Here is a 26,299-nt window from a genome sequence, read left to right on the forward strand (position 1 = left end):
TGAACACTGTGTATCTGGGCGATCAGAACTCGATCCGCACATCCCCTTTAGGCACGCTGCAGCACGACAGGATGTAACCCTCGGCTTCGTCTTCTTCGGTGATGCCGCCGTTGTGCTCCATCTCTACCTCCCCGCCCAGCTTCATCACTTTGCACGTGCCGCAGATGCCCATGCCGCAGGCCTTCGGAATCAGCAGGCCCAGCTTGGCTGCTGCTGCATGCACGGTTTCGCCGGGAGCGACGCGGATGCTCTTGCCCGAAGCGATGAATTCCACCTGATGCAGGTCTGCCAGATCGACTTCCGGCGCGTCGGCGGCTTGTTCGGCTTGCTCGACCGCGTCGGCGCGGGCTTCCGGCGGCGTGGCGCCGAACGATTCTTCGTGATACCGCGTCATGTCGAACCCGGCCGCTTCCAGCAGGCGCTTCACCGCGCTCATGTACGGCGTTGGGCCGCAACAGAACACTTCACGCTCGAGGAAGTCCGGCACCATCAGCTCGAGCATCTTGTGGTTCAGGTAGCCGCGATAACCCGCCCACGGTTCGCCCAGCCCATGCTTCTCGCAGATCAGGTGCAGGCTGAAGTTGTCGATCCGCGACGCCATGTGCTCCAGCTCGCGGTGGTAGATGATGTCTTTGGGCGAGCGCGCGCTGTGGACGAAAGTCATGTCCACATTGGCATTGGTGTCGTAGAACCAGCGCGCCATGGACATCACCGGCGTGATGCCGACACCACCGCTCAGGTACAGCACTTTGGGGCTGGGAAAGTCGATGGCGTTGAACAGCCCGACCGGTCCGTGCACCGCCAGCTCCTGCCCTTCATGCAGAGTGTCGTGCAGCCAGTTGGACACCCGGCCGCCCGGCACGCGCTTGATGGTCACCGAAAAACTGTAGGGCACCGACGGCGAACTGGAGATGGTGTAGGAGCGCATGATCGGCTGGCCTTCGATTTCCAGCTCCAGGGTGACGAACTGCCCCGGCTTGAAAAAGAACAGAATCGGCTGGTCGGCCATGAAGCAGAAGGTGCGCACGTCCCAGGTTTCCTGGATGACTTTGACGCAACGGACGATGTGCCGACCATTGGCCCAGGTCTGGGTCGTTACCGGATTCAGGAAATTGTTGGACATGCTTATTCTCCGTAGCCGTAGGTCGGCCTGATGGTGGCGATTCTGCGTAACGCCGGAACCACCCACTTACCTATCTGCGACATTCACATACTTACGGCGACCAGCCCCCAACGACAGGGGGTTGCGCGTCGGGATCAGATTGGGCCATGTCGCCCATGGATAAGGTTCGCCGCAACGCCGGCCCCACACTCACGCCCAACAAGACACTTTCTTTACGCCTTGCCTTGCAACAACCGTAGCCACTTTCACCGGCCACACAGAATGGCCTTGAGGACACACACGATGGACGTCACCGCAACCTTAAGCTTGGGCGATCCGCTGGAACCCGCACGCAAGGCCACCGCGCAAATGCTGCACGAGCGTGAGCGCACCTTTTCCCTGCCGCAGCCGTTTTACTCTGATGAGCGGTTGTTTGATATCGACATGCAGGAGATCTTCCAGAAAGAGTGGTTGATCGCCGGCATGACCTGCGAAATCCCCGCCAAGGGCAACTACTTGACCCTGCAGATCGGCAAGAACCCGATCATCGTGATCCGTGGCGCCGAAGGCGTGGTGCATGCGTTCCACAACGTGTGCCGTCACCGTGGCTCGCGCCTGTGCACCAGCGACAAGGGCAAGGTCGCCAAGTTGGTGTGCCACTACCACCAGTGGACTTATGAGCTCGATGGCCGTCTGCTGTTCGCCGGCACCGAGATGGGCGCCGATTTCGACATGAAGCAGTACGGTTTGAAGCCGGTGAACGTGAAGACCGCCGGCGGCTACATCTTCATCAGCCTGGCTGAAAACCCGCCGGCCATCGATGACTTCCTGTCGACGCTGAACCACTACATGGAACCCTACGACATGGAAAACACCAAGGTGGCGATCCAGACCACCTTGTTCGAAAAAGCCAATTGGAAGCTGGTACTGGAAAACAACCGCGAGTGCTATCACTGCAACGCGTCGCACCCGGAACTGCTGAAAACCCTGCTGGAATGGGACGACGTCACCGACCCACGGGCCGACCAGGCGTTCAAGGACCACGTCGCCGCCTCGGCCGCCGCCTGGGACGCCGAGAAAATCCCCTATGCCCACGCCAGCTTTGGCCTGCGCAACCGCATCGTGCGCATGCCGCTGCTCAAGGGCACCGTGTCGATGACCCTCGACGGCAAACAGGGCTGCGCCAAGCTGATGGGCCGCATCAAGAACCCGGACCTGGGCTCGATGCGCATCCTGCACTTGCCACACTCCTGGAACCACTGCATGGGCGACCACATCATCGTGTTCACCGTGTGGCCGATCAGCGCCCAGGAAACCATGGTCACCACCAAGTGGATCGTGCACAAGGATGCCGTGGAAGGTGTGGACTACGACGTCGACCGCATGCGCCAGGTGTGGGATGCCACCAACGACCAGGACCGTCGCCTGGCCGAAGAGAACCAGCGCGGCATCAACTCCACCGCCTACCAGCCAGGCCCGTACTCCCAGACCTATGAGTTTGGTGTGGTGAACTTCGTGGATTGGTACAGCGAGCGGCTGCTGAACAACCTCGGCGCGGCGCCAGCACCTTATCTCAAGGGTGTGGCGGCACACGAGTAACGCTTTAACTGTCTGGGTTCTGCGCTGTACAAAAAACAGCCAGAACCCTGACAACCCCCACCTGCCCTGCCCTCCAGCCATTGCCCAACAACTTATCCACAGAGCCACCCACAGCAATTGTGGGCAACTGGTGTTTTTCTCTGAAATAAACTCAAGAAAATCCGTGACTTATTCAAAGTCAGAGGTTTTATCCGCTATTGGTTGTTTTTTGATCTAAAGCCTGCAAGCCACGGTTTATATGGGGTGCAGAGGAACGCAAACACCTTATCCACAGAAGCGCCAACAGACTTTGGGGGCAACTTTGGGGTGTCTGTGGAAAAGCGAGTGCGAGTGAGTAAAACCGAGGGTTTCAGCGGGATTTGGAGAGGAAAAGCCAGCATTGATCACTTTTTAAACATAACGCTACACACCTTTATCTACGTGGCTTGCAGCGGACAGCAAACATCTTATCCACACGCAGGCTAACAGGCATTGTGGGTAAACCGGACACACCAAAAAAACTGTGGGAGGGGGCAAGTCGAATCGTTGCACCGCCCCTCCCACATTGTGTTTAGCGTACGACGCCTTCTTCTATGAGCAGCTTGAGGATGGCTTCGGCACCGGCCTCCGGGCTGAGGCCCTTGAGCACTTGCCCACCGCCCCCACTGGCCTTGGCCGTCGCCGCCTTCATACGGTCCGCGCCGCTCTTGGCCTTGATCACCTTAAGGCGCTTGGGCCGTGGCTTGGCCGGTTGCAGCACCGCGCCTGTGAATAACTCGTCTTCTTCGATTTCAACCTCATGGGCCGCCAGCTCGCCGCGCTGCGCCGGGCCGTAAGCGCTTTGCCGTGGCTTGGGCGCGGCGTTATCCACAGTCGCCAGAAACGGCAAACGCACTTTCAAGCGGCGCCGCTGGCCACGGGGCAAGGCTTGCAGCACATGGGCCACACCGCCGTCGATGGACTCAACCTGCGCGAGGCCCACAATCAGCGGCCAGCCCAATTGCTCGGCCAGCAGGAACGGCAGCATCCCCGAGCCTTCGCCGGTCTCCGCCTGGCTGCCGGTAAGCACAACCTGGGCGCCGGCATCGCGTAAATAATCACTGAGCACCGGCAGCGCATCGGCGCCGGCGGGCTGCTCCAGCACGTGCAACTGCGGCAAACCCATGCCCAGGTAGCTGCGCAAGGTCGGTTCCTGAATATTGCCGGCGTGCAGCACCTGCAACTTATCCCCAGCCAGTTGCAGGCCCAGTTCGACGGCGCGGGCGTCCTGCTCGGCGCGGCGCGCGCGCCCTGAGGTGGGGTGGGCGCCGATGGACACCAGGCTGATTACATTGCTCGTCATGGCCATATCCTTAAGCTGCATCGCGCTTGGCGCCATTGCGGTAGGTGTCGACCGCAACGATCAAGGCTTGCAGAATCGCGGCGCTTTCGCCGATCACTGACAGGTCGGCCCGCTTGATCATGTCGCAACCCGGATCGAGGTTGATCGCCACCACCTTGTCGCAGGCACCGATGCCCTGCAGATGCTGGATCGCCCCGGAAATACCCACGGCCACATACACCCGCGCCGTGACCCAGGTGCCGCTGGCGCCGACCTGGCGATCCCGCGCCATGAAGCCATCGTCCACCGCCACTCGGGATGCGCCTTCGGTGGCGCCGAGTGCGGCGGCGGTCTGGTGAAACAGCGCCCAGTCCTTGACCCCATTGCCGCCGGAGAAAATGAATTCGGCTTCGGCCATGGGAATCGCCGCCGGATCCACCGCCACCGCGCCCAAATCTTCGATACGTGGCAGGCTGCGCGCCAGGGTTGTGGATAACTCCACGGGTAACACTTCATGCCGTGTGTCGCTGACCGGTTCAGCGCATTCCACAGCGGCGAGAATCAGGCGCGGCACCGGTCGCGCCACATCCTGCTGGCCCGCGCCGGCACGGCCGATGCACTGTTCGTCCTTGACCTGCCACACGCGCGTGGCCGGACGCTCCTTGAGGCTGGCGGCAAAGCGTCGGCCCAGCTCACCACCGCCGCTACGGCTGTCGGGCAGCAACCAGTGACGTGGGTTGAACTGGTTATCCACAGCACGCAAGCCCTGCACCCGTTGCTCCGGTGAATAACCGTCGAATTCGGAACCGTCCAGCACCAGCAGGCGGTCGACGCCAGCCGTGGCGAAGGCGCTTTCCTTGTGCTCGCCAAACACCACGGCCAGCACCGCGCCGTCGTGGCCGGCCATTTGCCGCGCCAGGCCGAGCAAGTCGCGGTCGTGACTGCTCAGGCGGCCGCCGACCATGTCTGGCACCACGTTGATGTAAAACGCAGGCTCGGCAATCCGGTGCAACGGCAACTGCACGTCCACTGCCGCCGTACGCTTGGCCGCGCCGCCCTGCTGGGCGCCGCTGCGGTCGATGCGCTTGATGCCGTTGGGGCCAATAAAGCCCACGCCATGCACGTTCTTGCGCATGACGCCGTTCGGGCCCATCCAACTCTGCTGCGCAGGCTGCATGGCCGCGTGCAAGGGATGCAGGCGGTTGCGGGCGATCCATTCGGCCCGTGGGTCGCGGCGGATAATGTCGCTCATCAATGCACCTCCGCAGGTTCACGTTTTAAAGGGGCTTTGGTCGGTGCCGCGTCTTCCAGCAACGCGTCAGCCACCAATTCGGCGATGTCCTTGATCAGCGGCCGCGGTTCGACCACGCCTTCAAGCATCGCCGTGCATTGCGGGCAGCCCACGGCGACCAGTTCGGCGCCGGTCTCGCGAATGTCGTCCATGCGCATGTCCGGGATCCGTTGCTTGCCGGGAATGTCAGTGATCGGCGCACCGCCACCGCCGCCGCAACAGCGTGAGCGAAAGCCCGAGCGTTGCATCTCCTTGACCTCGATGCCCAGCGCACGCAGCACCTGACGCGGCGCCTCGTACTCGCCGTTATAGCGGCCCAGGTAGCAAGGGTCGTGGTAAGTCACGCTGTTGCCCTTGTGCTGGCCCAGGTTAAGCGCGCCCGCATCGGTCAGCTCGGCCATGAAGGTGCTGTGATGCTGCACCTGATAGTTGCCATTGAAGGCGCCGTATTCGTTTTTGAGTACGTGGAAACTGTGCGGGTCGCAGGTGACGATGCGCTTGAAGCAGTACTTTTCCAGCGTCTGGATATTGCGTGTCGCCAGCAACTGGAAGGTCGCTTCGTCGCCCAGGCGCCTGGCCACGTCGCCGCTGTCGCGTTCTTCCAGGCCGAGCACGGCGAAGTCCACCTTGGCGGCCTTCAGCACTTTGACGAAGGCACGCAGGGTGCGCTGGTTGCGCATATCGAAGGCGCCGTCGCCGACCCAGAACAGCACATCGCAGCTGGCCTTTTCGCTGAGCAGCGGCAGGTTCAGGTCCGCCGCCCAGTTAAGGCGACCGCCCGGGGCGAAACCGCCAGGGTTGTCGGTGGCGATCAGGTTTTCGAGTACTTCAGCGCCCTTGTTCGGCGTGGCGCCCTTTTCCAGGGTGAGGTGGCGGCGCATGTCGACGATGGCATCCACGTGCTCGATCATCATCGGGCACTCTTCCACGCAAGCGCGGCAGGTGGTGCACGACCACAGGGTCTCGGCATCCACCAGGCCGTTGACGATGGGTTGATGCGGGTTGCCGCTGTGTTCGCCCACCGGTTTGCCTGGATAGGGACTGCCGGCGAATTTTGCATCGGTGCCACCCGCCAGGCCGACCACCATGTCCTGGATCAGCTTTTTCGGGTTCAGCGGTTGGCCGGCAGCAAAGGCCGGGCACGCCGCTTCGCACTTGCCGCACTGCACGCAGGCGTCGAAACCGAGCAGTTGGTTCCAGGTGAAATCCTTGGGCTTTTCCACGCCCAGGGGCACGCTTTTGTCCGTCAGGTCCAGCGGCTTCAAGCCGGTGGAGCGCCCGCCGCCAAAGCGTTCGGCGCGGCGGTGCCAGGCCAGGTGCAGGGCACCGGCGAAGGCGTGTTTCATCGGGCCGCCCCAGGTCATGCCGAAGAACATCTCGGACACGCCCCACGCCACGCCCACACTCAGCAGCGCGGCCAGCAGCCAGCCGCCGAAGTCGGCTGGCAGAATCCCGGCCACCGGCAAGGTGACGAGGAAAAAACTCACCGAGAACGCCAGCAGGCTTTTTGGCAGGCGCATCCACGGGCCTTTCGACAGGCGTGCAGGCGGGTTGCGGCGACGCAGGTACATAAAGATGGCGCCGACAAACATCAAGGTCGAGGCCAGCAGCAAGGCGTAGCCGAGAATGCGATTTTGCAGGCCAAACCCGTGCACCACGATCGCCAGCAGCGCCGACAGCACAAAGCCCAGCGCCGTGGCGACGTGGGTGTTGGCGATGTATTTGTCGCGGGCGACCACGTGGTGCAGGTCGACCATGTAGCGCTTGGGCATGGCCAGCAGGCCGCCGAGCAGGTCGACCTTGGATGCGCGGCCACGGCGCCACATGTTTGCCCGGCGCAGGGCGCCGAGGACGGCAAGGCCCAAGGCGGCGAAAAGCAGGATGGGAAGAAGGGTGTTCAACATGGTGAAGCTCCCAAAGACCACACGGGACTTGCATGGGAACCGGTTTAATGTGGGAGCTGGCTTGCCTGCGATGGCATCGCCTCGGTATCACTCAACACCGAGTCGCCTGCATCGCGGGCAAGCCCGGCTCCCACATTGACCGGTTTCCACATTGGTTCAGTGTTGGATCAGAAATCCTTGCACAAGCGCAGGGCGTCATAGATGGCGGCATGGGTATTTCGCTGCGCCACACAGTCACCGATGCGGAACAGCAAGTACCCCTCGCCCGCTTCGCTCAAGCAAGGCTGCGGCTTGATCGCAAACAAGGCTTCGACATCGATCTGGCCCTTGTTGCGCGACCCTTCCTTGAGCCCGTAGTAAATGGCTTCGTCCGGACGCACGCCGTTCTCGACCACCACCTGGTCCACCACCCGCTCCTCTTTGGCGCCGGTGTATTCGTTCTCCAGCACTGCCACCAGCTTGTCGCCCTCGCGGTAGACCTTTTCCAGCATCATGTCGCCGGTCATGATCACTTCTTTGGGGTACATGCTGCGGTAGTAGGTGGGGAATGACGTGCCGCCAATCGCTACGCCCGGCTTGATGTCGTCGGTGACGATCTCCACCTGGCAGCCTTTGTCGGCCAAAAAGTCCGCCACCGACATGCCGGTGAATTCACAGATGGTGTCGTAGACCAGCACGTTCTTGCCCGGCGCAACCTTGCCGTCGAGCACGTCCCAGCTGCTCACCACCAGGCCTTCGGCGGCGCCCCAGTGTTCGTTCTGCTCGATAAACGGATGCCCGCCCACCGCCAGCACTACCACGTCAGGGCGCAGGTCGAGAATGGTGTCGGCGTCGGCGGCCACGCCCAGGCGCAGGTCGACTTTCAAGCGCGCCAGCTCCAGCTGGAACCAGCGGGTGATACCGGCAATCTGGTCACGCTGCGGCGCTTTGGACGCGGTGGTGATCTGCCCGCCGATGAATTCCTTCTTCTCGAACAGAGTCACGTCGTGGCCACGTTCGGCCGCCACGCGCGCGGCTTCCATCCCGGCAGGGCCGGCACCCACTACCACGACTTTGCGCTTGGGCCCGGTGGATTTTTCGATGATGTGCGGCACGCCCATGTATTCACGGGAGGTGGCGGCGTTCTGGATGCACAGCACGTCCAGCCCCTGGTACTGGCGGTCGATGCAATAGTTGGCGCCCACGCACTGCTTGATCTGGTCGATCTGGCCCATCTTGATCTTGGCGATCAGGTGCGGGTCGGCGATGTGTGCACGGGTCATGCCGACCATGTCCACGTAGCCGCCTTCGAGGATGCGCGTGGCCTGGTTCGGGTCCTTGATGTTCTGTGCGTGCAGCACCGGAACCTTGACCACTTCCTTGATGCCGGCCGCCAGGTGCAGGAATGGCTCCGGCGGGTAGCTCATGTTGGGGATCACGTTGGCCAGGGTGTTGTGGGTATCACACCCCGAGCCCACCACGCCGATGAAATCGAGCATGCCAGTGTCGTCGTAATACTTGGCGATCTGCTTCATGTCTTCGTGGGACAGGCCGTCCGGGTGGAACTCGTCGCCGCACAGGCGCATGCCCACGCAGAAGTCGTCGCCCACTTCGGCGCGCACGGCCTTGAGCACTTCCAGGCCGAACTTCATGCGGCCTTCAAAAGTGCCGCCCCATTCATCGGTGCGCTTGTTGACGCGCGGGCTCCAGAACTGGTCGATCATGTGCTGGTGCACGGCAGACAGTTCCACCCCGTCCAGGCCACCGGCCTTGGCACGGCGCGCGGCCTGGGCGTAATTACCGATCACGCGCCAGATTTCTTCGGGCTCGATAGTCTTGCAGGTGGCGCGGTGCACTGGCTCACGCACGCCGGATGGCGACATCAGGGTCGGCCAGTTGAAACCGTCCCAGCGCGAGCGACGGCCCATGTGGGTAATCTGGATCATGATCTTGGCGCCATGCTTGTGCATGGCGTCGGCCAGGTTCTGGAAGTGCGGGATGATGCGGTCGGTGGACAGGTTCACCGAGCTCCACCATTCCTGCGGGCTGTCGATGGCCACCACCGAGGAGCCGCCGCAGATTGCCAGGCCGATACCGCCCTTGGCTTTCTCTTCGTAATACTTCACATAGCGGTCAGTGGTCATGCCGCCGTCGGTGGCATACACCTCGGCGTGGGCGGTACTGAGCACGCGGTTGCGGATGGTCAGTTTGCCGATCTGAATCGGCGCGAACATTGCTTCGAAAGCCATGGCACGGTCCTCGGCTTACAACGGCTTGACGGTGAACAAGCCATCTTCGTGACCCTCTTCGGAGCCTCCGTAGACTTGTTCGGCCACAGTGCGAATCTTGCTGCCACGGGCTTGAAGGATCTGGTCCATGGCGCCGGCAAACCAGCCGGTGAACATGTAGTCCACTTTGCGCCCGACCTTGCCATACACGTAGACGAAGGCCGAGTGTTCCAGCTTGACGCTGGCGGTGCCTTTGTCCAGATCGATATCCTGGATCTTGAACAGGCCCCAGCCGCGTTGCGACAGGCGCTTCATGTAGTGTTCGAACACGGCGACGCCTTCCAGGCCGTGGCATTCGGCTTCCTTTTCACACCAGTGCCAGGCGGATTTGTAGCCGGCCTTGTAGAGGATCTCGGCGTAGGCGTCGGCGCCCAGCACTTCTTCGATACCCATGTGGTTGTTGACGAAGAAATGACGCGGCACGTACAGCATCGGCAGGGCGTCGGAGGTCCAGACACCGGTTTCGCTGTCGACTTCGATAGGCAATTGCGGGGCGATCTTGGCCATGGAAACTTAACTCCAGAAAAATTCGTAGTGGTGTAGCCGGTGGGTGTCTGGCTTATTCGCCCCAGACGTCCTTCAAGACGTTGACCCAGTTCTCGCCCATGATCTTGCGCACCACGCGTTCGCTGTGGCCGCGTTTGAGCAGGGTCTCGGTGAGGTTGGGGAATTCGCCCACGGTGCGGATGCCCAGCGGGTTGATGATCTTGCCGAAGCTGGTCAGGCGGCGGGCGTAGCCCTTGTCATGGGTCAGCATTTCGAAGAAATCCTGGCCGTGGCCTTGGGTGAAGTCGGTGCCGATACCGATGGCGTCTTCGCCGACGATGTTCATGGTGTATTCGATGGCTTCGGCGTAGTCGTCGATGGTCGAATCGATGCCCTTGGCTAGGAACGGCGCGAACATGGTCACACCGACAAAACCGCCATGGTCGGCAATGAACTTGAGTTCTTCATCGGACTTGTTGCGCGGGTGCTCTTTAAGGCCGGACGGCAGGCAGTGGGAGTAGCACACCGGTTTTTTCGATTCGAGGATGACTTCTTCGCTGGTCTTGGAGCCGACGTGGGACAGGTCGCACATGATGCCGACGCGGTTCATCTCGCCGACGATCTCACGACCAAAACCGGACAGGCCGCCGTCGCGCTCGTAGCAGCCGGTGCCCACCAGGTTCTGGGTGTTGTAGCACATCTGCACCACACCCACGCCGAGCTGCTTGAAGATCTCGACGTAGCCCAACTGGTCTTCAAAGGCGTGGGCATTCTGGAAGCCGAAGATGATGCCGGTCTTGCCCTGCTCCTTGGCTTTACGGATATCGGCGGTGGTTTTTACCGGGATCACCAGGTCGCTGTTCTCGCGGATCAGGGTCTGGCTGGCCACGATGTTGTTGATCGTGGCCTGGAAGCCTTCCCACACCGACACCGTGCAGTTGGCGGCGGTGAGGCCACCCTTGCGCATGTCTTCGAACAGGTCGCGGTTCCACTTGGCAATAATCAGACCGTCGATAACGATGCTGTCGGCGTGCAACTCGGCTGGGCTCATCAGGCGTCCCCTTATTGGCGATTCATGCGCCGAATCGTCTGCCGGCGCTTTGGGGCCAGCATATGCCCCGGGGCTGAACGGACCGGGTGCAAAAACGACAGGGGAATTGCCGAAAGCGTCAATCCGCGACAAAGGCTGTACAGACACGCCTGACTGGCGGCTGTTCTTTGTCTTACGCTTGAGCCAGAATCCGGCCATCACCTGATATGAGACGGCGCAATGAAATCGATTTTCCTGGCTTTGGCACTCATCGCAACCGGCGTCCACGCCGCCGAAGACACCGACAGCACGCCGTGCGACGGCATCGAAAACGACCAGCAGACCCTGGCCTGCGCCACCTACAACAAGACCACCGCTGAGCAATTGCTCAAGGACAACTATCAGGGCCTGCTCGATCGCATGGGTTCGACCTACGGCAGCGACAAGACCAAACTGGCCGACATTACCGCCCGTCTGAAGGACGCCCAGCAGAAATGGGAAAAACTGCGCGACGCCGACTGCGCCGTGGACACCTTCCCGGCGGTCACCGGCAGCAAGGCGTATGCGATTGCGCAGAATGATTGCCTGGCGCGGATGAGTGATGAACGGTCAGAGTTTTTGGAGTCGATTGGGCAGGAATAAGCGACAATCTGCGCCAACTTGATCTCATCCAGGGCTATTCATGACTATTTGCGGCATCGAAATCAAAGGCAGCGAAGCCATCATCGCGGTCGCCTCACTGGATAACCAGGCGCTGACCCATGTGGCCCTCTCCACCAAGAAAATCGCGCTGGAAGATGACGATGAAGCCGCCAACGTCAAAGCCTTCGCCGCCCAGGTGCAGGCGTTTGTGCAGGCTAACGCCATCAGCCGCATCGCGATCAAGAAGCGCAGCAAGAAAGGCGAGTTTGCCGGTGGCCCGACCACGTTCAAGATTGAAGGGGTGTTTCAGCTACTAGAGGGTGTTGAGGTGACGCTGCTGTCGCCGCAGACCATAAATGCGCAGAACAAAAAACACACCTTTGAGCTGCCGGCGACGCTGAACAAGTATCAGCATGAGGCCTACAAAGCCGCGTGCTCTGCCCTGGTGAAAAAATAAGCAACAACACATTTGGCCGCTTTTATACCCAATTATGGAAACGACTATAAATTATGGTCGCGACTATAATTGACTAAAAAACGATCAAACCACCTCTCGTCGCCGATCCTCTCTTGGGCACTTGGCAAACCGCGCTCTGTAGCTACGGGTGAAATACGACGGCGACTCAAACCCGCACGCAATGCTCACTTCCAAAACACTCATGCCGCTCTGGCGCAATAGCTGCCGGGCTTTTTCCAGGCGCAGGCCGAGGTAGAAGTTGCTCGGGGTGTCGTTCAGGTGCAGGCGAAACAGCCGTTCCAGCTGGCGGCGCGTCACCTTGATGGCTTCGGCCAAGGCCAATGTGCTTAGCGGCGGTTCGGTGTGTTGCTCCATCTCGCCGATGACCTGCACCAATTTCTTGTTGTTGATGCCGTAGCGCGTGGCGATCTGCATGCGCTGGTGGTCTTTGCGCGGGCGGATGCGGCCGAGCACGAACTGTTCGGAGACCTGGATCGCAAGGTCGGGGCCGTGGGCCTGGGCGATCAGGTCGAGCATCAGGTCGATGGAGGCGGTGCCGCCGGCGCAGGTGATGCGGCGGCGGTCGATTTCGAACAGCTCCTGGGTCACGCTCAGGTGCGGGTACGACTCTTTGAAGGCATCGATGGCTTCCCAGTGCAGCGTCACGCGGTGGCCGTCGAGCAGGCCGGCTTCGGCCAGCACGCAGGCGCCGGTGTCGATGGCGCCCAGGGTTACGCCGTCATGGTCGAGGCGGCGCAGCCAGTGTTCCAGGGCGGGCGTGGCGAACTGCAGCGGTTCGAAGCCGGCCACCACCAACAGCGTCGCGCCTTTGTTCAGCGGTTCCAGCGCGGCGTCGGCGTTGACCGACATGCCGTTGCTCGCCAGCACCGCACCGCCGTCGGCGCTCAGTATGTGCCAGCGGTACAGCTCGCCGCGAAAGCGGTTGGCCACCCGCAGCGGTTCCAGCGCGGAGATGAAGCCGATGGCGGAGAAGCCGGGCATCAGCAAGAAGTAGAAATCCTGGGACATGGTGGCGCGCTCGTCGGCAGGCTAAATGGCACTGTGATACTCCCGTTGCCGGGCGGTTTCAAGGGGGCAGGTCGCTGCAGTGCAAGCACCGGTCGCCGCTGTGCGTTTTGTGCGCGCCGAAGATCCGTAACGTGGCGTCACGGTGCACAAAGACGCCGGCCCCCACAATAACGAGCTGCCGAGGCCCCCACCATGAAACGACAGATCAGCCGCTATGCGCTCGCCCTGAGCGCCCTCTTGAGTACACACGTGTTCGCGGCCGACGCAGCGTCCTGCCAGAACGTGCGCATGGGCGTGGTGAACTGGACCGATGTGATCGCCACCAGCGCCATGACCCAGGTGCTGCTCGATGGCCTCGGCTACACGACCAAGCAGACCAGCGCCTCCCAGCAGATCATCTTCGCCGGCATCCGCGACCGGCGCCTGGATCTGTTCCTGGGCTACTGGAACCCGCTGATGACCCAGACCATCACGCCGTTCGTCGACGCCCAGCAGGTCAAGGTTCTCGACAAACCCTCGCTGGAAGACGCTCGCGCCACCCTCGCCGTGCCGACGTACCTGGCCGACAAGGGCCTGAAAACCTTCGCCGACATTGCCAAATTCGAAAAAGAACTGGGCGGCAAGCTCTATGGCATCGAGCCAGGCTCGGGCGCCAACACGCAGATCAAGGCGATGATCGCCAAGAACCAGTTCGGCCTGGGCAAGTTCCAACTGGTGGAATCCAGCGAAGCCGGCATGCTCGCTGCCGTCGACCGCGCGGTGCGTCGCAAGGAAGCCGTGGTGTTCTTCGGCTGGGCGCCGCACCCGATGAACGTCAACATTGCCATGACTTACCTCAGCGGCAGCGACGACGCCCTGGGGCCGAACGAGGGCATGGCAAGCGTGTGGACCGTCACCTCGCCGACCTATGCCCAACAGTGCCCCAACGTGCACAAGCTGCTGACCAACCTGACCTTCACCGCCGCCGACGAGAGCCGGATGATGCAGCCGCTGCTGGATCACAAGGATCCTCTCGCGTCCGCCCGGCAGTGGCTCAAGGACCACCCGCAGGACCAGGCACGCTGGCTCGAAGGCGTGACCACCTTCGACGGCAAACCGGCTGCGGCCAATCTGCAACTGACCGGTCAATAACCCGCTTTCAATCACCGTTTCGCGGTCGCTTTCGACCGCGAACGGACCACCACGCCTGTAAGGAACCGCACCATGAACCACGACGTCATCATCACCTGCGCACTCACCGGTGCTGGCGACACGACCCGCCGCAGCCCCCACGTGCCGGTCACCCCCAAACAGATCGCCGCCGCAGCGGTGGAGGCCGCCAAGGCCGGCGCCACGGTGGTGCACTGTCACGTGCGCGACCCGCACAGCGGCAAGTTCAGCCGCGACGTGGCGCTGTACCGCGAAGTCATGGAGCGCATCCGCGAAGCCGACATCGACATCATCGTCAACCTCACCGCCGGCATGGGCGGCGACCTGGAGATCGGCGGCGGCGAGAATCCGATGGCGTTCGGCCCCAACACCGACCTGGTCGGCCCGTTGACCCGCCTGGCCCACGTCGAACAACTGCTGCCGGAGATCTGCACCCTGGACTGCGGCACCCTCAATTTCGGCGACGGCGACACCATTTACGTGTCCACCCCGGCGCAATTGCGCGCGGGTGCAAAACGCATCCAGGAGCTGGGCGTCAAGGCAGAGCTTGAGATCTTCGACACCGGCCACCTGTGGTTCGCCAAGCAACTGATCAAGGAAGGCCTGCTCGACAACCCACTGTTTCAACTGTGCCTGGGCATCCCGTGGGGCGCGCCGGCCGACACCACCACCATGAAAGCCATGGTCGACAATCTGCCAGCCGACGCGGTGTGGGCCGGCTTCGGCATCGGCCGCATGCAGATGCCGATGGCAGCACAGGCGGTGTTGCTGGGCGGCAATGTGCGGGTCGGATTGGAAGACAATCTGTGGCTGGACAAGGGCGTGCTGGCCACCAACGGCCAGCTTGTGGAACGCGCGAGTGAAATCCTCAGCCGGCTGGGCGCCCGTGTCATGACCCCGGCAGAAGGGCGAATCAAGATGGGCCTGACCAAGCGCGGCTAACTCAGACACCACAAAACCCTGTGGGAGCCGGGCTTGCCCGCGATAGCGGTACATCTGCACCGAATACTTCACCTGGAACACCGCTATCGCAGGCAAGCCAGCTCCCACATTGATCACCGAACGCCTTAGGAATTTGACATGAGCTTTATCACTGAAATCAAAACCTTCGCCGCCCTCGGCAGCGGTGTTATCGGCAGCGGTTGGGTGTCCCGTGCCCTGGCCCACGGCCTCGATGTGGTGGCCTGGGACCCGGCGCCCGGCGCAGAAGCCGCCCTGCGCAAACGCGTCGCCAATGCCTGGGGCGCCCTGGAGAAACAGGGCCTGGCACCGGGTGCGTCACAGGATCGCCTTCGCTTTGTCGCCACTATCGAAGACTGCGTAAAAGACGCCGACTTCATCCAGGAAAGCGCCCCGGAACGCCTGGCGTTGAAACTGGAACTACACGGCAAGATCAGCGCAGCCGCCAGGCCCGATGCATTGATCGGTTCCAGCACATCGGGCCTGTTGCCGAGTGAGTTCTACGAGGGCTCGACCCACCCGCAGCGTTGCGTGGTCGGGCACCCGTTCAACCCGGTGTATCTGCTGCCGCTGGTGGAAGTGGTCGGCGGCAAAAACACCGCGCCCGAAGCCATCCAGGCCGCGATTCAGGTGTACGAAAGCCTCGGCATGCGCCCGCTGCATGTGCGCAAGGAAGTCCCCGGGTTTATCGCCGACCGCCTGCTCGAAGCGCTGTGGCGTGAGGCGCTGCACCTGGTGAATGACGGCGTGGCCACCACTGGTGAGATCGACGATGCGATTCGCTTTGGCGCAGGGTTGCGCTGGTCGTTCATGGGCACGTTTCTTACTTACACCCTGGCGGGTGGCGATGCCGGTATGCGGCACTTCATGGCGCAGTTCGGCCCGGCGCTGCAATTGCCGTGGACCTACCTGCCCGCGCCGGAATTGACCGAAAAGCTGATCGACGATGTGGTCGACGGCACCCGCGATCAATTGGGTAAACACAGCATTTCGGCGCTGGAGCGCTATCGTGATGATTGCTTGCTGGCGGTGCTTGAGGCGGTGAAAACCACCAAGGCAAAACACGGCATGACCTTCGCCGAATAACCCAATGTGGGAGCGGGTTTGCTCGCTCCCACATTTTTGACCGAGTACAAAACCCATGCCGCTACTGAAAACCTACACCACCAAGATCCAACCCGCCTGGGTGGACTACAACGGCCATTTGCGCGACGCGTTCTACCTGCTGATTTTCAGCTACGCCACCGACGCGTTGATGGACACGCTGGGTCTGGACAGCGACAACCGTGATGCCAGCGGTCAATCGTTATTCACCCTGGAGCTGCACCTGAACTACTTGCACGAAGTCAAACTCGGCGCCGAGGTGCAGGTGCACACCCAACTGATCGCTTTTGATGCCAAGCGCCTGCACCTCTATCACAGCCTGCACCTGATCGAAGAGGAAAAAGCACTGGCCGGCAACGAACAGATGCTGCTGCATGTCGACCTGGCTGGCCCGCATGCGACGCCGTTCAGCGAAGCCACACTGGCAAGACTCATGGAGCTCAGCGCCGGGCAGAAAGACCTTCCCACGCCTGCCCTGCTGGGCCGGGTGATCGGTTTGCCAACAAAAAAAGCCCCGAACCAGCCGTGACGGGATCGGGGCAGAGGTGCCTTGTGTGAGCCTGCATCCCGAGGGTGACCAAACCGTCAAGCTGCTTGCCTGGGTGCAGTGTGCCGGTTCATGGGCCTGGCACCTGGCCCCAAAGCGACACGCTCATAGCCATCCGAGGCATTCGGGCATTCTGCCCTTGCCGACCGGTCGAGGGCCTACCAGAATCCGAGTCAATCCAGCTCCGTTAACCAGGGTAAACGTCATGATGCACGCTGATTTGATTGACCAGGATGACCTGCTGAGCCAGCTGCGCTCGCTGGGTTTCGAGGTGTCCAGCGGCGCCAGCGCCGAGCAGGCCTGCGAGTGTGCGGTGCGCGGCTTGAGTGAAGCCCGGGCGAAGGCACTCAAGGGGATGGTTGAGCAGATGTATGGCGGCAGTGCGACTATCCTGCCGGCGGTGAGGCAGGCGATTGACAAGCAGTTGTTGCCGGCCTTGATGCGGTTCAAACAGAACGCCAGCGCCTGACAGAGCGCTATCGGGAGCAAGCCCCCTCCCACAGTTTGATTTTTGAACACAGTCAAATGTGGGAGCTGGCTTGCCTGCGATGCAGGCGACGCGGTCTACAGCCTGACACTGGCAAACGTCGACTCATTGCGCGCCTGGCTCAACGCCGACATCGGCCCCGACAACGGTGACAACAACGCCTGCGGAATCGGCAGCATCGCGACCTGCTGGGTGGTATTGGAACCGACGCGCTCATCGCGTGGCGGAATGCCGAAGTATTCGCGGTAGCACTTGGAAAAATGCGGCGTGGACACAAACCCGCACACCGACGCCACTTCGATGATCGACATCGGCGTTTGCTTGAGCAACTGCCGTGCACGGATCAGACGCAGCTTGAGGTAGTAGCGCGACGGCGAGCAGTGCAGGTATTTCTGGAACAGCCGCTCCAGCTGGCGCCGCGACACGGCGACATACACCGCCAGCTCGTCCAGGTCGATCGGCTCTTCGAGGTTGGCTTCCATCAGCGCGACGATTTCCTGCAGCTTCGGCTGGTTGGTGCCGAGCATGTGCTTGAGCGGCACGCGCTGGTGATCCTGTTCGTTGCGGATGCGTTCGTAGACAAACATCTCGGAGATAGCGGCCGACAATTCACGGCCGTGGTCGCGGCTGATCAGGTGCAGCATCATGTCCAGCGGCGCGGTGCCGCCGGAGCTGGTGAAGCGGTTGCGGTCGAGGGTGAACAGGCGCGTGCTCATGGCCACGCGCGGGAAGGCTTCCTGCATCGACGCCAGGCATTCCCAGTGCACGCTGCAATCGAACCCGTCGAGCAAGCCGGCGCAGGCCAGTGCCCAACTGCCGGTGCACACCGCGCCCAGGCGGCGCGACTGACGCGCCTGGCTTTGCAGCCACGACACGTGCTCGCGGGTCACGGTGCGCTGAATGCCCACGCCTCCGCACACAATCACGGTGTCCAGGGCCGGGGCTTTGTGCATGGAAGCATCGGGCGTGATTTGCAGACCGTCGCTGGCCCACACCTGGCTGCCGTCGGCACTCAGGGTGGTCCAGCGATACAGTTCACGGCCGGACAGCTGATTGGCCATGCGCAGCGGTTCCACCGCCGACGCCAGGGAAATCAGCGTGAAATTGTCCAGCAGCAAAAAGCCGATGGATTGAGGCGTACGGTTCTGGGGTTGGGCCCCTGAGTTGGACGACGACATCGCGGTATCTCCTCACACAAAGCAGTGGATGGCCTCAGGCGAGGCTCTTGTTATTGCGCTCTTTATCCATAAAGAAGAGAGGCTTTGAATTGGTAGAGCAAATGCCGTGCCTGAATTTGAATGCCTATTCAATAAATCCTGAAAACGACCTGTTGACGCGTCTATATAAGCCCACGCGGGGAGTACGGGATAGAGCCGAAAAAGGCGCTCGTTCAAATGGGGTGAGCAGATCGGTAGCACTTGTGGGAAGGCGCTTTGCGGGCGTAGGAGAAGTCTGTAACCCCATGCGCGGATGACGGGTGCTGGAGGGGGAAATCGTTCGCTGGCTACTTATCTGTTTGCGACGCGCTAAAAGGTGGCGCTTTTGGGTTCGGGTGTTCACTTTATGAGCAGCTTTGTTTGAACCACCGCTATCGCAGGCAAGCCAGCTCTCACAGAAATACGCATTTCAAATGTGGGAGCTGGCTTGCCTGCGATGAGGGCATCATTGACTCAACACTCAACCGCACTGACCGCCAGGCCACCGCGCGACGTTTCCTTGTACTTGTCATGCATGTCCGCACCGGTATCGCGCATGGTGCGGATTACCCGGTCCAGGGAGATAAAGTGCTGACCGTCACCCCGCAGGGCCATCTGCGCCGCGTTGATCGCTTTCACCGCGGCAATCGCATTGCGTTCGATGCACGGCACTTGCACCAGGCCACCGACCGGGTCGCAGGTCAGGCCGAGGTTGTGTTCCAGGCCGATTTCGGCGGCGTTGCACAGTTGCTCCGGGGTCGCGCCAAGAATCTCCGCCAGCCCCGCCGCCGCCATGGCGCACGCAGAACCCACCTCGCCCTGGCAACCGACTTCGGCGCCGGAAATCGACGCGTTTTTCTTGCACAGAATCCCCACCGCCGCGGCACCGAGCATGTAGTCGACCACGTTGGCTTCGGTGACGTCTTCGCTGAATTTCATGAAGTAATGCAACACCGCCGGAATGATCCCCGCCGCGCCGTTGGTGGGGGCAGTGACCATGCGTCCGCCGGCGGCGTTCTCTTCGTTGACCGCCAGGGCGAACAGGTTGACCCATTCCATGGCGCTCAGGGTCGAGCCGATCACATTCGGCTTGCCCAGCTCCTGCAGGCTGCGGTGCAACCTGGCTGCACGGCGCCGCACGTTCAGCCCGCCAGGCAGGATGCCTTCGTGCTTGAGACCTTGCTCCACGCAGTCCTGCATGGCGCGCCACAGCTTCATCAGGCCACTGCGGATTTCCTCTTCGGAGCGCCACACCTTTTCGTTGGCCAGCATCAGTTCGGCGACGCGCAGGTTGTGGGTCTTGCACAACTGCAATAACTCGGCCGCGCTGGAAAAATCATAGGGCAGCTCGGTGCGGTCCATGTCGGCCACGCCGCTTTGCGCCTGGGCCTCATCCACCACAAAACCGCCACCCACCGAGTAGTAGGTGTCGCGGTGCAGTTCGCCGCGCTGGTCAAACACCACCAGGGTCATGGCGTTGGGGTGGAACGGCAGGTTTTCGTCGAGCAGGCGCATGTCTCGCGCCCACACGAAAGGCACCGGCAAACGCCCGTCGAGCAGCAGTGTGTCGGTTTCGCGCAGGGTGGCGATGCGGATGCCAATCTGCGACGGATCGATGGCGTCCGGCCACTCGCCCATCAGGCCCATGACGGTGGCGGTGTCGCTGCCGTGACCGATGCCGGTGGCCGACAATGACCCGTACAGCTGAACTTCAACGCGGCAAACCTGTTCCAACAGGTCACGTTCACGCAATGTCTGAACGAACAACGCCGCGGCGCGCATGGGGCCGACGGTGTGAGAACTCGAAGGCCCGATGCCGATCTTGAACAGGTCGAAAACACTGATAGCCATTAACGTGAAACTCCTCGGTGGACACAAATCGGACACCAGGGAGCTGCTACGCTCAGAGCGCCCAGATGGCGGCATCATCCGGCTTTTATCCGCCGTCACGGCGTCTCACACCGACGCAACCATGCTCACCAGCGTCGCCTGCGTGCAATCGTCTGTTTTGGCCGTTTTTTGCGGTGTGCAAGGCTGAAAACTGCGGTTTTGCCTTGGGAAAAATCTGTAAGCGACGTCACCAATACTGGATACGACCCTCCCTGTACTGGATACGACGCCCCCTGTAGGCGTCAGATTTTCACTGGTACATGATCAGTCCCGACTCGTTTGCAAGGCACCGTGCCAAAGCGGCATCGCACGCTCCAACCGCAACACTTATAAAGCGCGGCGATTGCCGCCAGAAAAAACAGGAGTCTAGCCCTATGAAAGCTTCACCCTCGTTGTTGTTGGCCGCCATGCTGAGTCTGCCCGTCATGACTCACGCTGCAGAACCGGAACAGTGCAAGACCGTCAACTTCTCCGATGTCGGCTGGACCGACATTACCGTCACCACCGCGACCACCAGCGAAATTCTCAAGGGCCTGGGCTACAAGCCGCGCACCACGATGATTTCGGTACCTGTGACCTACAAGTCGCTGGCCGACGGCAAGAACATGGACATCTTCCTGGGCAACTGGATGCCGACCATGGAAAACGACATCAAGCAGTACCGTGATGCCGGCACCGTGGAAACCGTACGCGCCAACCTGGAGAACGCCAAATACACCCTGGCCGTGCCGGAAGCGCTGTACAACAAGGGCCTGAAAGACTTCGCCGATATCGTCAAATTCAAGGACGAGCTGGACGGCAAGATCTACGGCATCGAGCCAGGCAATGACGGCAACCGCACCATTCAGACCTTGATCGACAAAGACGCCTTCGGCCTCAAGACCGCTGGTTTCAAAGTCGTTGAATCCAGCGAAGCGGGAATGCTTTCGCAGGTGGAACGCGCAGCCCGGCGCGACAAGGCCATCGTGTTCCTCGGCTGGGAACCGCACCCGATGAACACCCGCTTCAAGATGAAGTACCTGACCGGGGGTGATGATTCATTCGGCCCCAACTACGGCCAGGCCACCATCTACACCAACACCCGCAAGGGCTACACCCAGGAATGCAGCAACGTGGGCCAATTGCTGAAAAACCTGGTGTTCAGCCTCGACATGGAAAGCACCCTGATGGGCAAGGTTCTGGACGACAAACAGAAGCCCGACGCCGCCGCCAAAGCCTGGCTCAAAGCCAACCCGCAAGTCCTCGATACCTGGCTCGCCGGTGTCACCACCGTTGATGGCAAACCCGGGCTCGACGCCGTTAAAGCTTACCTCGCCAAGTAACCTCCGCTGACCCCGGGCCGGTGCGCTGGCCCGGGATGTTTTCCCCTTCGCATGTGGACATTCACTACCATGCTGACTGAACAGAAAATCCCACTAGGCCAGTACATCGCTGCCTTCGTCGAATGGTTGACCGAACACGGTGCCAACTACTTCGACGCAATCGCATCGACACTGGAAACGATGATCCACGGCGTGACGTTCGCGCTGACCTGGTTCAATCCACTGGCATTGATCGGTCTGATTGCGCTGCTGGCTCACTTTATTCAACGCAAATGGGGACTGACTGTTTTTGTCATCGTCTCCTTCCTGCTGATCCTCAACCTGGGGTACTGGCAGGAAACCATGGAAACCCTCGCGCAGGTGCTGTTCGCCACCCTGGTCTGCGTGGTCATCGGCGTGCCGCTGGGCATTGTTGCCGCGCACAAGCCGATGTTCTACACCATGATGCGGCCGGTACTCGATCTGATGCAGACCGTACCGACCTTCGTCTACCTCATCCCTACCCTGACCCTCTTCGGGCTGGGTGTGGTGCCTGGTTTGATCTCCACGGTGGTGTTCGCGATTGCCGCGCCCATCCGGCTGACCTACCTGGGCATCCGCGATGTACCGCAAGAGTTGATGGACGCTGGCAAGGCCTTCGGCTGCTCGCGCCGTCAGTTGCTCTCGCGCATTGAACTGCCGCACGCCATGCCGAGCATTGCCGCCGGCATTACCCAATGCATCATGCTGTCGTTGTCGATGGTGGTGATCGCCGCCCTGGTGGGCGCCGACGGCCTCGGCAAGCCGGTGGTCAACGCACTGAACACCGCCGATATCGCCCTGGGCTTTGAAGCTGGCCTGGCGATCGTGTTGCTGGCCATCATGCTCGACCGCATCTGCAAACAACCCGAAGCCAAAGCAGGGGGTGATGCATGAGCATTATCCGATTCGACAAGGTCGACGTGATCTTCTCCAAAGACCCACGCGAAGCGCTCAAGCTGCTGGACCAGGGCATGAGCCGCAACGAAATCCTGAAAAAGACCGGGCAGATCGTCGGCGTGGAAAACGCCAGCCTGGACATCCAGAAAGGCGAAATCTGTGTGCTGATGGGCCTGTCCGGTTCCGGCAAGTCGAGCCTGCTGCGCTGCATCAACGGCCTCAACACCGTGAGCCGTGGCCAGTTGTTCGTCGAGCATGAAGGCCGCCAGATCGATATCGCCTCGTGCACACCCGCCGAGCTGAAGATGATGCGCACCCAACGCATTGCCATGGTGTTCCAGAAGTTCGCCCTGATGCCCTGGCTGACGGTGCGCGAAAACATCAGCTTCGGCCTGGAAATGCAGGGTCGCCCGGAGAAAGAACGACGCAAGCTGGTGGATGAAAAACTCGAACTGGTGGGCCTGACCCAATGGCGCAACAAGAAGCCGGACGAGCTGTCGGGCGGCATGCAGCAACGCGTGGGCCTGGCCCGTGCGCTGGCGATGGACGCCGACATCCTGCTGATGGACGAACCCTTCTCCGCCCTCGACCCGCTGATCCGCCAAGGCTTGCAGGATGAACTGCTGGAACTGCAGCGCAAGCTGAACAAGACCATCGTGTTCGTCAGCCACGACCTGGATGAGGCACTCAAACTGGGCAGCCGCATCGCGATCATGAAAGACGGCAAGATCATCCAGTACAGCGTGCCCGAGGAGATCGTGCTGAACCCGGCCGATGACTATGTGCGCACTTTCGTCGCACACACCAACCCGCTGAACGTGCTGTGCGGTCGCAGCCTGATGCGCACGCTCGACAACTGCACCCGCGTCAACGGCTCGGTATGCCTGGACCCGGGCGGCGACTCGTGGCTGGACCTGGCCGAAGGCAATACCATCCAGGGCGCACGCCAGAACGGTGTGGTGATGAATCTGCAGAACTGGGCACCGGGCCAGGCGGTGGAAAGTCTGGAGCGGGTGCCGACGCTGGTGGATTCCAATATTGGCATGCGCGATGCGCTGCAGATTCGCTACCAGACCGGCAACAAGCTGGTGTTGCATGACAACAACAAGGTGGTGGGCATCCTGGGTGACAGTGAGCTGTACCACGCCCTCTTAGGCAAAAACCTCGGCTGACAGGTACTGCAAAAAAATACAGGTGGGAGGGGGCTTGCTCACGATAGCGGTGCATCAGCCACAGAGGGTGTGGCTGACAGCCTGCAATCGGGACCACGCCCCCTCCCACATTTTTTTTGCACCGATTCCAGCCTGTGATTTTTTATTGATTGAACGTTCAATAAAAACAAAATAGACTGGCCCTCAAGCCGATGGACGCATTTGGCCCATCAGCGGCCTGAGAAAGAGGTGAAACATGCCCAAGGTCGGTATGCAACCCATACGCCGCCAGCAATTGATCGAGGCTACGTTGACGGCCATCGACCAGGTTGGAATGGCAGATGCCAGCATTGCGCTGATCGCGCGTCTGGCCGGTGTGTCAAACGGCATCATCAGTCACTACTTTCAGGACAAGAACGGCCTGATCGCGGCAACCATGCGTTACCTGATGAACGTGCTGACCGAGCGCGTCCAGGAGCGTCGACGGGCGTTGGAAGACGACAGCCCCCGAGCCCACCTGCAGGTGATCATCGGCGGCAACTTTGACGCCAGCCAGGTCAGTGGCCCGGCAATGAAAACCTGGCTGGCCTTCTGGGCCGCCAGCATGCACCACCCGTCATTGCACAGGTTGCAGCGGATCAACGATCACCGCCTGTATTCCAACCTGTGCTGCCAGTTCCGCCGGGTGCTGCCGCTGCCCGAAGCACGCAGCGCAGCCCGCGGCCTGGCGGCCCTGATCGACGGTTTGTGGTTGCGCGGCGCCCTCTCGGGAGACGCTTTCGACACGGCGCAGGCGCAGCGGATCGCTGACGAATACATGGACTTCCAATTGGCCAAGCAGGCGAGCTAGCGCGCCAATACGCGCTCAACTCACCAAACGCGCCAACCAATTAATGCACATGCGAGGATTTTATGGCCCGTTTCGAAACGCAAAAACTCTACATTGACGGCGGCTACAGCGACGCTGGCAGCGATGCCACCTTTGAAGCCATCAACCCGGCTAACGGTGAAGTGCTTGCCCACGTGCAACGCGCCACTGAAGAAGATGTCGAGCGTGCCGTGGTCAGCGCCGAAAAAGGCCAGAAGATCTGGGCTGCGATGACCGCCATGGAGCGTTCGCGCATCCTGCGTCGCGCCGTCGACATCCTTCGCGAGCGCAACGATGAGCTGGCCGCCCTGGAAACCCTGGACACCGGTAAAGCTTTCTCCGAAACCCAATTCGTCGACGTCGTCACCGGCGCTGACGTGCTGGAGTACTACGCAGGCCTGGTGCCCGCCATCGAAGGCGAACAGATCCCGCTGCGCGACACTTCGTTCGTCTACACCCGCCGCGAACCGCTGGGCGTGGTAGCCGGTATCGGCGCGTGGAACTACCCGATCCAGATCGCCCTGTGGAAATCCGCACCGGCCCTGGCCGCCGGTAACGCGATGATCTTCAAGCCCAGCGAAGTCACTTCGCTGACCACTCTGAAACTGGCCGAGATCTATACCGAGGCCGGCGTACCGGCAGGCGTGTTCAACGTGCTCACCGGCAGCGGTCGCGAAGTCGGCACCTGGCTGACCGAACACCCGCGCATCGAGAAAGTCTCGTTCACCGGCGGCACCGACACCGGCAAGAAAGTCATGGCCAGCGCTTCGAGCTCGTCCCTAAAGGAAGTGACCATGGAACTGGGCGGCAAGTCGCCGCTGATCGTGTTCGAAGACGCCGACCTGGACCGCGCCGCCGACATCGCGATGATGGCCAACTTCTACAGCTCCGGTCAGGTCTGCACCAACGGCACGCGCGTGTTCGTGCCCAAGCAGCTGCAAGGGGCGTTCGAAGCCAAGATTCTTGAACGTGTGGCGCGCATTCGCGTTGGCGACCCGCAGGACGAAAACACCAACTTCGGCCCGCTGGTCAGCTTCGCTCACATGGAAAGCGTGCTGGGCTACATCGCCAAGGGCAAAGAGCAAGGCGCACGCCTGCTGTGCGGCGGCGACCGCATGACCGAAGGCGACCTGGCCAAAGGCGCCTATGTGGCGCCGACCGTGTTCAGCGATTGCACCGACGACATGGTGATCGTGCGTGAAGAAATCTTCGGCCCGGTGATGAGCCTGCTCACCTACGAGACTGAAGAAGAAGTGATCCGCCGCGCCAACGACACCGACTTCGGTCTGGCGGCTGGCCTTGTGACCAAGGACCTGAACCGCGCCCACCGCGTGATTCATCAGCTCGAAGCGGGCATCTGCTGGATCAACGCCTGGGGCGAGTCCGACGCGAAGATGCCGGTGGGCGGCTACAAGCAATCGGGTGTGGGCCGTGAGAACGGGATCAGCTCGCTGAACAACTTCACCCGCATCAAATCGGTCCAGGTTGAACTGGGCGATTACGCCTCGGTGTTCTAACACCCTGATTTTTGTATTGCCTGTGAGGCCGCCATCGCGGGCAAGCCCGCTCCCACACTTGGAATGCATTTTCCTGTGGGAGC

The 26,299-nt window shown here is 61.4% G+C and carries 23 protein-coding genes; 13 read left to right on the plus strand and 10 right to left on the minus strand.

The window, feature by feature from the left end:
- Window positions 1-22: 22 nt before the first annotated feature.
- Complete coding sequence (gbcB, locus tag H045_RS18655) at window positions 23-1,123, minus strand: glycine-betaine demethylase subunit GbcB (RefSeq protein WP_003234447.1); 1,101 nt, start codon at window positions 1,121-1,123, stop codon at window positions 23-25.
- Between the two features lie 282 nt (window positions 1,124-1,405).
- Here gbcB and gbcA point away from each other — a divergent pair, with 282 nt between their 5' ends.
- Window positions 1,406-2,701, plus strand: a complete 1,296-nt coding sequence (gbcA, locus tag H045_RS18660; RefSeq protein WP_015373135.1) for a glycine-betaine demethylase subunit GbcA — start codon at window positions 1,406-1,408, stop codon at window positions 2,699-2,701.
- Window positions 2,702-3,251: 550 nt separating this feature from the next.
- On the opposite strand, the gene etfB is transcribed toward gbcA, so the two are convergent.
- From etfB to H045_RS18690, 6 genes are all read right to left on the minus strand, one after another.
- Window positions 3,252-4,022: an electron transfer flavoprotein subunit beta gene (gene etfB / locus H045_RS18665; RefSeq protein ID WP_003234450.1), complete on the minus strand. Its 771-nt coding sequence runs from the start codon at window positions 4,020-4,022 to the stop codon at window positions 3,252-3,254.
- A 10-nt stretch (window positions 4,023-4,032) separates the two neighbouring features.
- On the minus strand, window positions 4,033-5,253 hold the full coding sequence (gene etfA, locus H045_RS18670) for an electron transfer flavoprotein subunit alpha (RefSeq protein WP_015373136.1): 1,221 nt from the start codon (window positions 5,251-5,253) through the stop codon (window positions 4,033-4,035).
- Window positions 5,253-7,196, minus strand: coding sequence for a dimethylglycine demethylation protein DgcB (dgcB, locus tag H045_RS18675; RefSeq protein WP_015373137.1), 1,944 nt, complete (start codon window positions 7,194-7,196; stop codon window positions 5,253-5,255). The genes etfA and dgcB overlap by 1 nt, the downstream gene beginning before the upstream one ends.
- Window positions 7,197-7,363: 167 nt before the next feature.
- Complete coding sequence (gene dgcA, locus H045_RS18680; RefSeq protein WP_003234456.1) at window positions 7,364-9,424, minus strand: dimethylglycine demethylation protein DgcA; 2,061 nt, start codon at window positions 9,422-9,424, stop codon at window positions 7,364-7,366.
- Between the two features lie 15 nt (window positions 9,425-9,439).
- On the minus strand, window positions 9,440-9,970 hold the full coding sequence (locus H045_RS18685) for a DUF5943 domain-containing protein (protein WP_003234458.1): 531 nt from the start codon (window positions 9,968-9,970) through the stop codon (window positions 9,440-9,442).
- Between the two features lie 52 nt (window positions 9,971-10,022).
- Window positions 10,023-11,000 (minus strand): dipeptidase, encoded by a 978-nt coding sequence (locus H045_RS18690; protein WP_015373138.1) that lies wholly within the window; start codon window positions 10,998-11,000, stop codon window positions 10,023-10,025.
- 219 nt (window positions 11,001-11,219) lie between these two features.
- On the opposite strand from H045_RS18690, the gene H045_RS18695 reads away from it, so the two are divergent.
- Window positions 11,220-11,621, plus strand: a complete 402-nt coding sequence (locus H045_RS18695; RefSeq protein WP_003234461.1) for a lysozyme inhibitor LprI family protein — start codon at window positions 11,220-11,222, stop codon at window positions 11,619-11,621.
- Window positions 11,622-11,661: 40 nt separating this feature from the next.
- The gene (locus H045_RS18700; protein WP_003234462.1) at window positions 11,662-12,078 is read left to right on the plus strand and encodes a DUF3010 family protein; all 417 of its coding nucleotides are present in this window, start codon (window positions 11,662-11,664) and stop codon (window positions 12,076-12,078) included.
- A gap of 84 nt (window positions 12,079-12,162) precedes the next feature.
- Here the strand turns inward: H045_RS18700 and H045_RS18705 are convergent, their stop codons facing one another.
- Window positions 12,163-13,107: a GlxA family transcriptional regulator gene (locus H045_RS18705; protein WP_015373139.1), complete on the minus strand. Its 945-nt coding sequence runs from the start codon at window positions 13,105-13,107 to the stop codon at window positions 12,163-12,165.
- 192 nt (window positions 13,108-13,299) lie between these two features.
- Between H045_RS18705 and H045_RS18710 the strand changes: the two genes are divergently transcribed.
- The 5 genes from H045_RS18710 (at window position 13,300) to H045_RS18730 (ending at window position 17,336) form a co-directional block, all read left to right on the plus strand.
- Window positions 13,300-14,238 carry a choline ABC transporter substrate-binding protein gene (locus tag H045_RS18710; protein WP_003234464.1) on the plus strand — a complete coding sequence of 313 codons (939 nt, stop codon included), beginning with the start codon at window positions 13,300-13,302 and terminating at the stop codon, window positions 14,236-14,238.
- Between the two features lie 72 nt (window positions 14,239-14,310).
- Window positions 14,311-15,198: a 3-dehydrocarnitine:acetyl-CoA trimethylamine transferase CdhC gene (gene cdhC / locus H045_RS18715; RefSeq protein WP_003234465.1), complete on the plus strand. Its 888-nt coding sequence runs from the start codon at window positions 14,311-14,313 to the stop codon at window positions 15,196-15,198.
- A gap of 138 nt (window positions 15,199-15,336) precedes the next feature.
- A complete protein-coding gene (locus tag H045_RS18720) occupies window positions 15,337-16,302 on the plus strand; it encodes an L-carnitine dehydrogenase (protein ID WP_015373140.1) in 966 nt (321 codons plus the stop codon).
- Window positions 16,303-16,357: 55 nt separating this feature from the next.
- Complete coding sequence (locus tag H045_RS18725; protein ID WP_015373141.1) at window positions 16,358-16,849, plus strand: thioesterase family protein; 492 nt, start codon at window positions 16,358-16,360, stop codon at window positions 16,847-16,849.
- A gap of 223 nt (window positions 16,850-17,072) precedes the next feature.
- On the plus strand, window positions 17,073-17,336 hold the full coding sequence (locus tag H045_RS18730) for a hypothetical protein (protein ID WP_015373142.1): 264 nt from the start codon (window positions 17,073-17,075) through the stop codon (window positions 17,334-17,336).
- 95 nt (window positions 17,337-17,431) lie between these two features.
- Here H045_RS18730 and gbdR read toward each other — a convergent pair whose 3' ends face one another.
- On the minus strand, window positions 17,432-18,532 hold the full coding sequence (gbdR, locus tag H045_RS18735; protein WP_003234469.1) for a choline metabolism transcriptional regulator GbdR: 1,101 nt from the start codon (window positions 18,530-18,532) through the stop codon (window positions 17,432-17,434).
- 492 nt (window positions 18,533-19,024) lie between these two features.
- Window positions 19,025-20,401: an L-serine ammonia-lyase gene (locus H045_RS18740; protein WP_015373143.1), complete on the minus strand. Its 1,377-nt coding sequence runs from the start codon at window positions 20,399-20,401 to the stop codon at window positions 19,025-19,027.
- A 413-nt stretch (window positions 20,402-20,814) separates the two neighbouring features.
- Between H045_RS18740 and H045_RS18745 the strand changes: the two genes are divergently transcribed.
- The 5 genes from H045_RS18745 to betB all read left to right on the plus strand — a co-directional run bounded on the left by H045_RS18745 (window position 20,815) and on the right by betB (window position 26,216).
- Window positions 20,815-21,762, plus strand: coding sequence for a choline ABC transporter substrate-binding protein (locus H045_RS18745; RefSeq protein ID WP_003234471.1), 948 nt, complete (start codon window positions 20,815-20,817; stop codon window positions 21,760-21,762).
- Between the two features lie 69 nt (window positions 21,763-21,831).
- Complete coding sequence (gene choW, locus H045_RS18750) at window positions 21,832-22,677, plus strand: choline ABC transporter permease subunit (RefSeq protein WP_015373144.1); 846 nt, start codon at window positions 21,832-21,834, stop codon at window positions 22,675-22,677.
- Window positions 22,674-23,852, plus strand: coding sequence for a choline ABC transporter ATP-binding protein (gene choV / locus H045_RS18755; protein ID WP_003234473.1), 1,179 nt, complete (start codon window positions 22,674-22,676; stop codon window positions 23,850-23,852). Before choW ends, choV begins: the two co-directional genes overlap by 4 nt.
- Window positions 23,853-24,087: 235 nt before the next feature.
- Window positions 24,088-24,681: a transcriptional regulator BetI gene (betI, locus tag H045_RS18760; protein ID WP_015373145.1), complete on the plus strand. Its 594-nt coding sequence runs from the start codon at window positions 24,088-24,090 to the stop codon at window positions 24,679-24,681.
- Window positions 24,682-24,743: 62 nt separating this feature from the next.
- Window positions 24,744-26,216 (plus strand): betaine-aldehyde dehydrogenase, encoded by a 1,473-nt coding sequence (gene betB, locus H045_RS18765; RefSeq protein ID WP_015373146.1) that lies wholly within the window; start codon window positions 24,744-24,746, stop codon window positions 26,214-26,216.
- Window positions 26,217-26,299 lie beyond the last annotated feature (83 nt).

The sequence above is a fragment of the Pseudomonas poae RE*1-1-14 genome (genome assembly GCF_000336465.1).
Taxonomy (GTDB): Bacteria; Pseudomonadota; Gammaproteobacteria; order Pseudomonadales; family Pseudomonadaceae; genus Aquipseudomonas; species Aquipseudomonas poae.

What these genes read in the sequence shown, in the direction of transcription:
- gbcB (WP_003234447.1), bottom strand. Translation starts at nt 1,123, where the DNA reads ATGTCCAACAATTTCCTGAATCCGGTAACGACCCAGACCTGGGCCAAT.
- gbcA (WP_015373135.1), top strand. Translation starts at nt 1,406, where the DNA reads ATGGACGTCACCGCAACCTTAAGCTTGGGCGATCCGCTGGAACCCGCA.
- etfB (WP_003234450.1), bottom strand. Translation starts at nt 4,022, where the DNA reads ATGACGAGCAATGTAATCAGCCTGGTGTCCATCGGCGCCCACCCCACC.
- etfA (WP_015373136.1), bottom strand. Translation starts at nt 5,253, where the DNA reads ATGAGCGACATTATCCGCCGCGACCCACGGGCCGAATGGATCGCCCGC.
- dgcB (WP_015373137.1), bottom strand. Translation starts at nt 7,196, where the DNA reads ATGTTGAACACCCTTCTTCCCATCCTGCTTTTCGCCGCCTTGGGCCTT.
- dgcA (WP_003234456.1), bottom strand. Translation starts at nt 9,424, where the DNA reads ATGGCTTTCGAAGCAATGTTCGCGCCGATTCAGATCGGCAAACTGACC.
- H045_RS18685 (WP_003234458.1), bottom strand. Translation starts at nt 9,970, where the DNA reads ATGGCCAAGATCGCCCCGCAATTGCCTATCGAAGTCGACAGCGAAACC.
- H045_RS18690 (WP_015373138.1), bottom strand. Translation starts at nt 11,000, where the DNA reads ATGAGCCCAGCCGAGTTGCACGCCGACAGCATCGTTATCGACGGTCTG.
- H045_RS18695 (WP_003234461.1), top strand. Translation starts at nt 11,220, where the DNA reads ATGAAATCGATTTTCCTGGCTTTGGCACTCATCGCAACCGGCGTCCAC.
- H045_RS18700 (WP_003234462.1), top strand. Translation starts at nt 11,662, where the DNA reads ATGACTATTTGCGGCATCGAAATCAAAGGCAGCGAAGCCATCATCGCG.
- H045_RS18705 (WP_015373139.1), bottom strand. Translation starts at nt 13,107, where the DNA reads ATGTCCCAGGATTTCTACTTCTTGCTGATGCCCGGCTTCTCCGCCATC.
- H045_RS18710 (WP_003234464.1), top strand. Translation starts at nt 13,300, where the DNA reads ATGAAACGACAGATCAGCCGCTATGCGCTCGCCCTGAGCGCCCTCTTG.
- cdhC (WP_003234465.1), top strand. Translation starts at nt 14,311, where the DNA reads ATGAACCACGACGTCATCATCACCTGCGCACTCACCGGTGCTGGCGAC.
- H045_RS18720 (WP_015373140.1), top strand. Translation starts at nt 15,337, where the DNA reads ATGAGCTTTATCACTGAAATCAAAACCTTCGCCGCCCTCGGCAGCGGT.
- H045_RS18725 (WP_015373141.1), top strand. Translation starts at nt 16,358, where the DNA reads ATGCCGCTACTGAAAACCTACACCACCAAGATCCAACCCGCCTGGGTG.
- H045_RS18730 (WP_015373142.1), top strand. Translation starts at nt 17,073, where the DNA reads ATGATGCACGCTGATTTGATTGACCAGGATGACCTGCTGAGCCAGCTG.
- gbdR (WP_003234469.1), bottom strand. Translation starts at nt 18,532, where the DNA reads ATGTCGTCGTCCAACTCAGGGGCCCAACCCCAGAACCGTACGCCTCAA.
- H045_RS18740 (WP_015373143.1), bottom strand. Translation starts at nt 20,401, where the DNA reads ATGGCTATCAGTGTTTTCGACCTGTTCAAGATCGGCATCGGGCCTTCG.
- H045_RS18745 (WP_003234471.1), top strand. Translation starts at nt 20,815, where the DNA reads ATGAAAGCTTCACCCTCGTTGTTGTTGGCCGCCATGCTGAGTCTGCCC.
- choW (WP_015373144.1), top strand. Translation starts at nt 21,832, where the DNA reads ATGCTGACTGAACAGAAAATCCCACTAGGCCAGTACATCGCTGCCTTC.
- choV (WP_003234473.1), top strand. Translation starts at nt 22,674, where the DNA reads ATGAGCATTATCCGATTCGACAAGGTCGACGTGATCTTCTCCAAAGAC.
- betI (WP_015373145.1), top strand. Translation starts at nt 24,088, where the DNA reads ATGCCCAAGGTCGGTATGCAACCCATACGCCGCCAGCAATTGATCGAG.
- betB (WP_015373146.1), top strand. Translation starts at nt 24,744, where the DNA reads ATGGCCCGTTTCGAAACGCAAAAACTCTACATTGACGGCGGCTACAGC.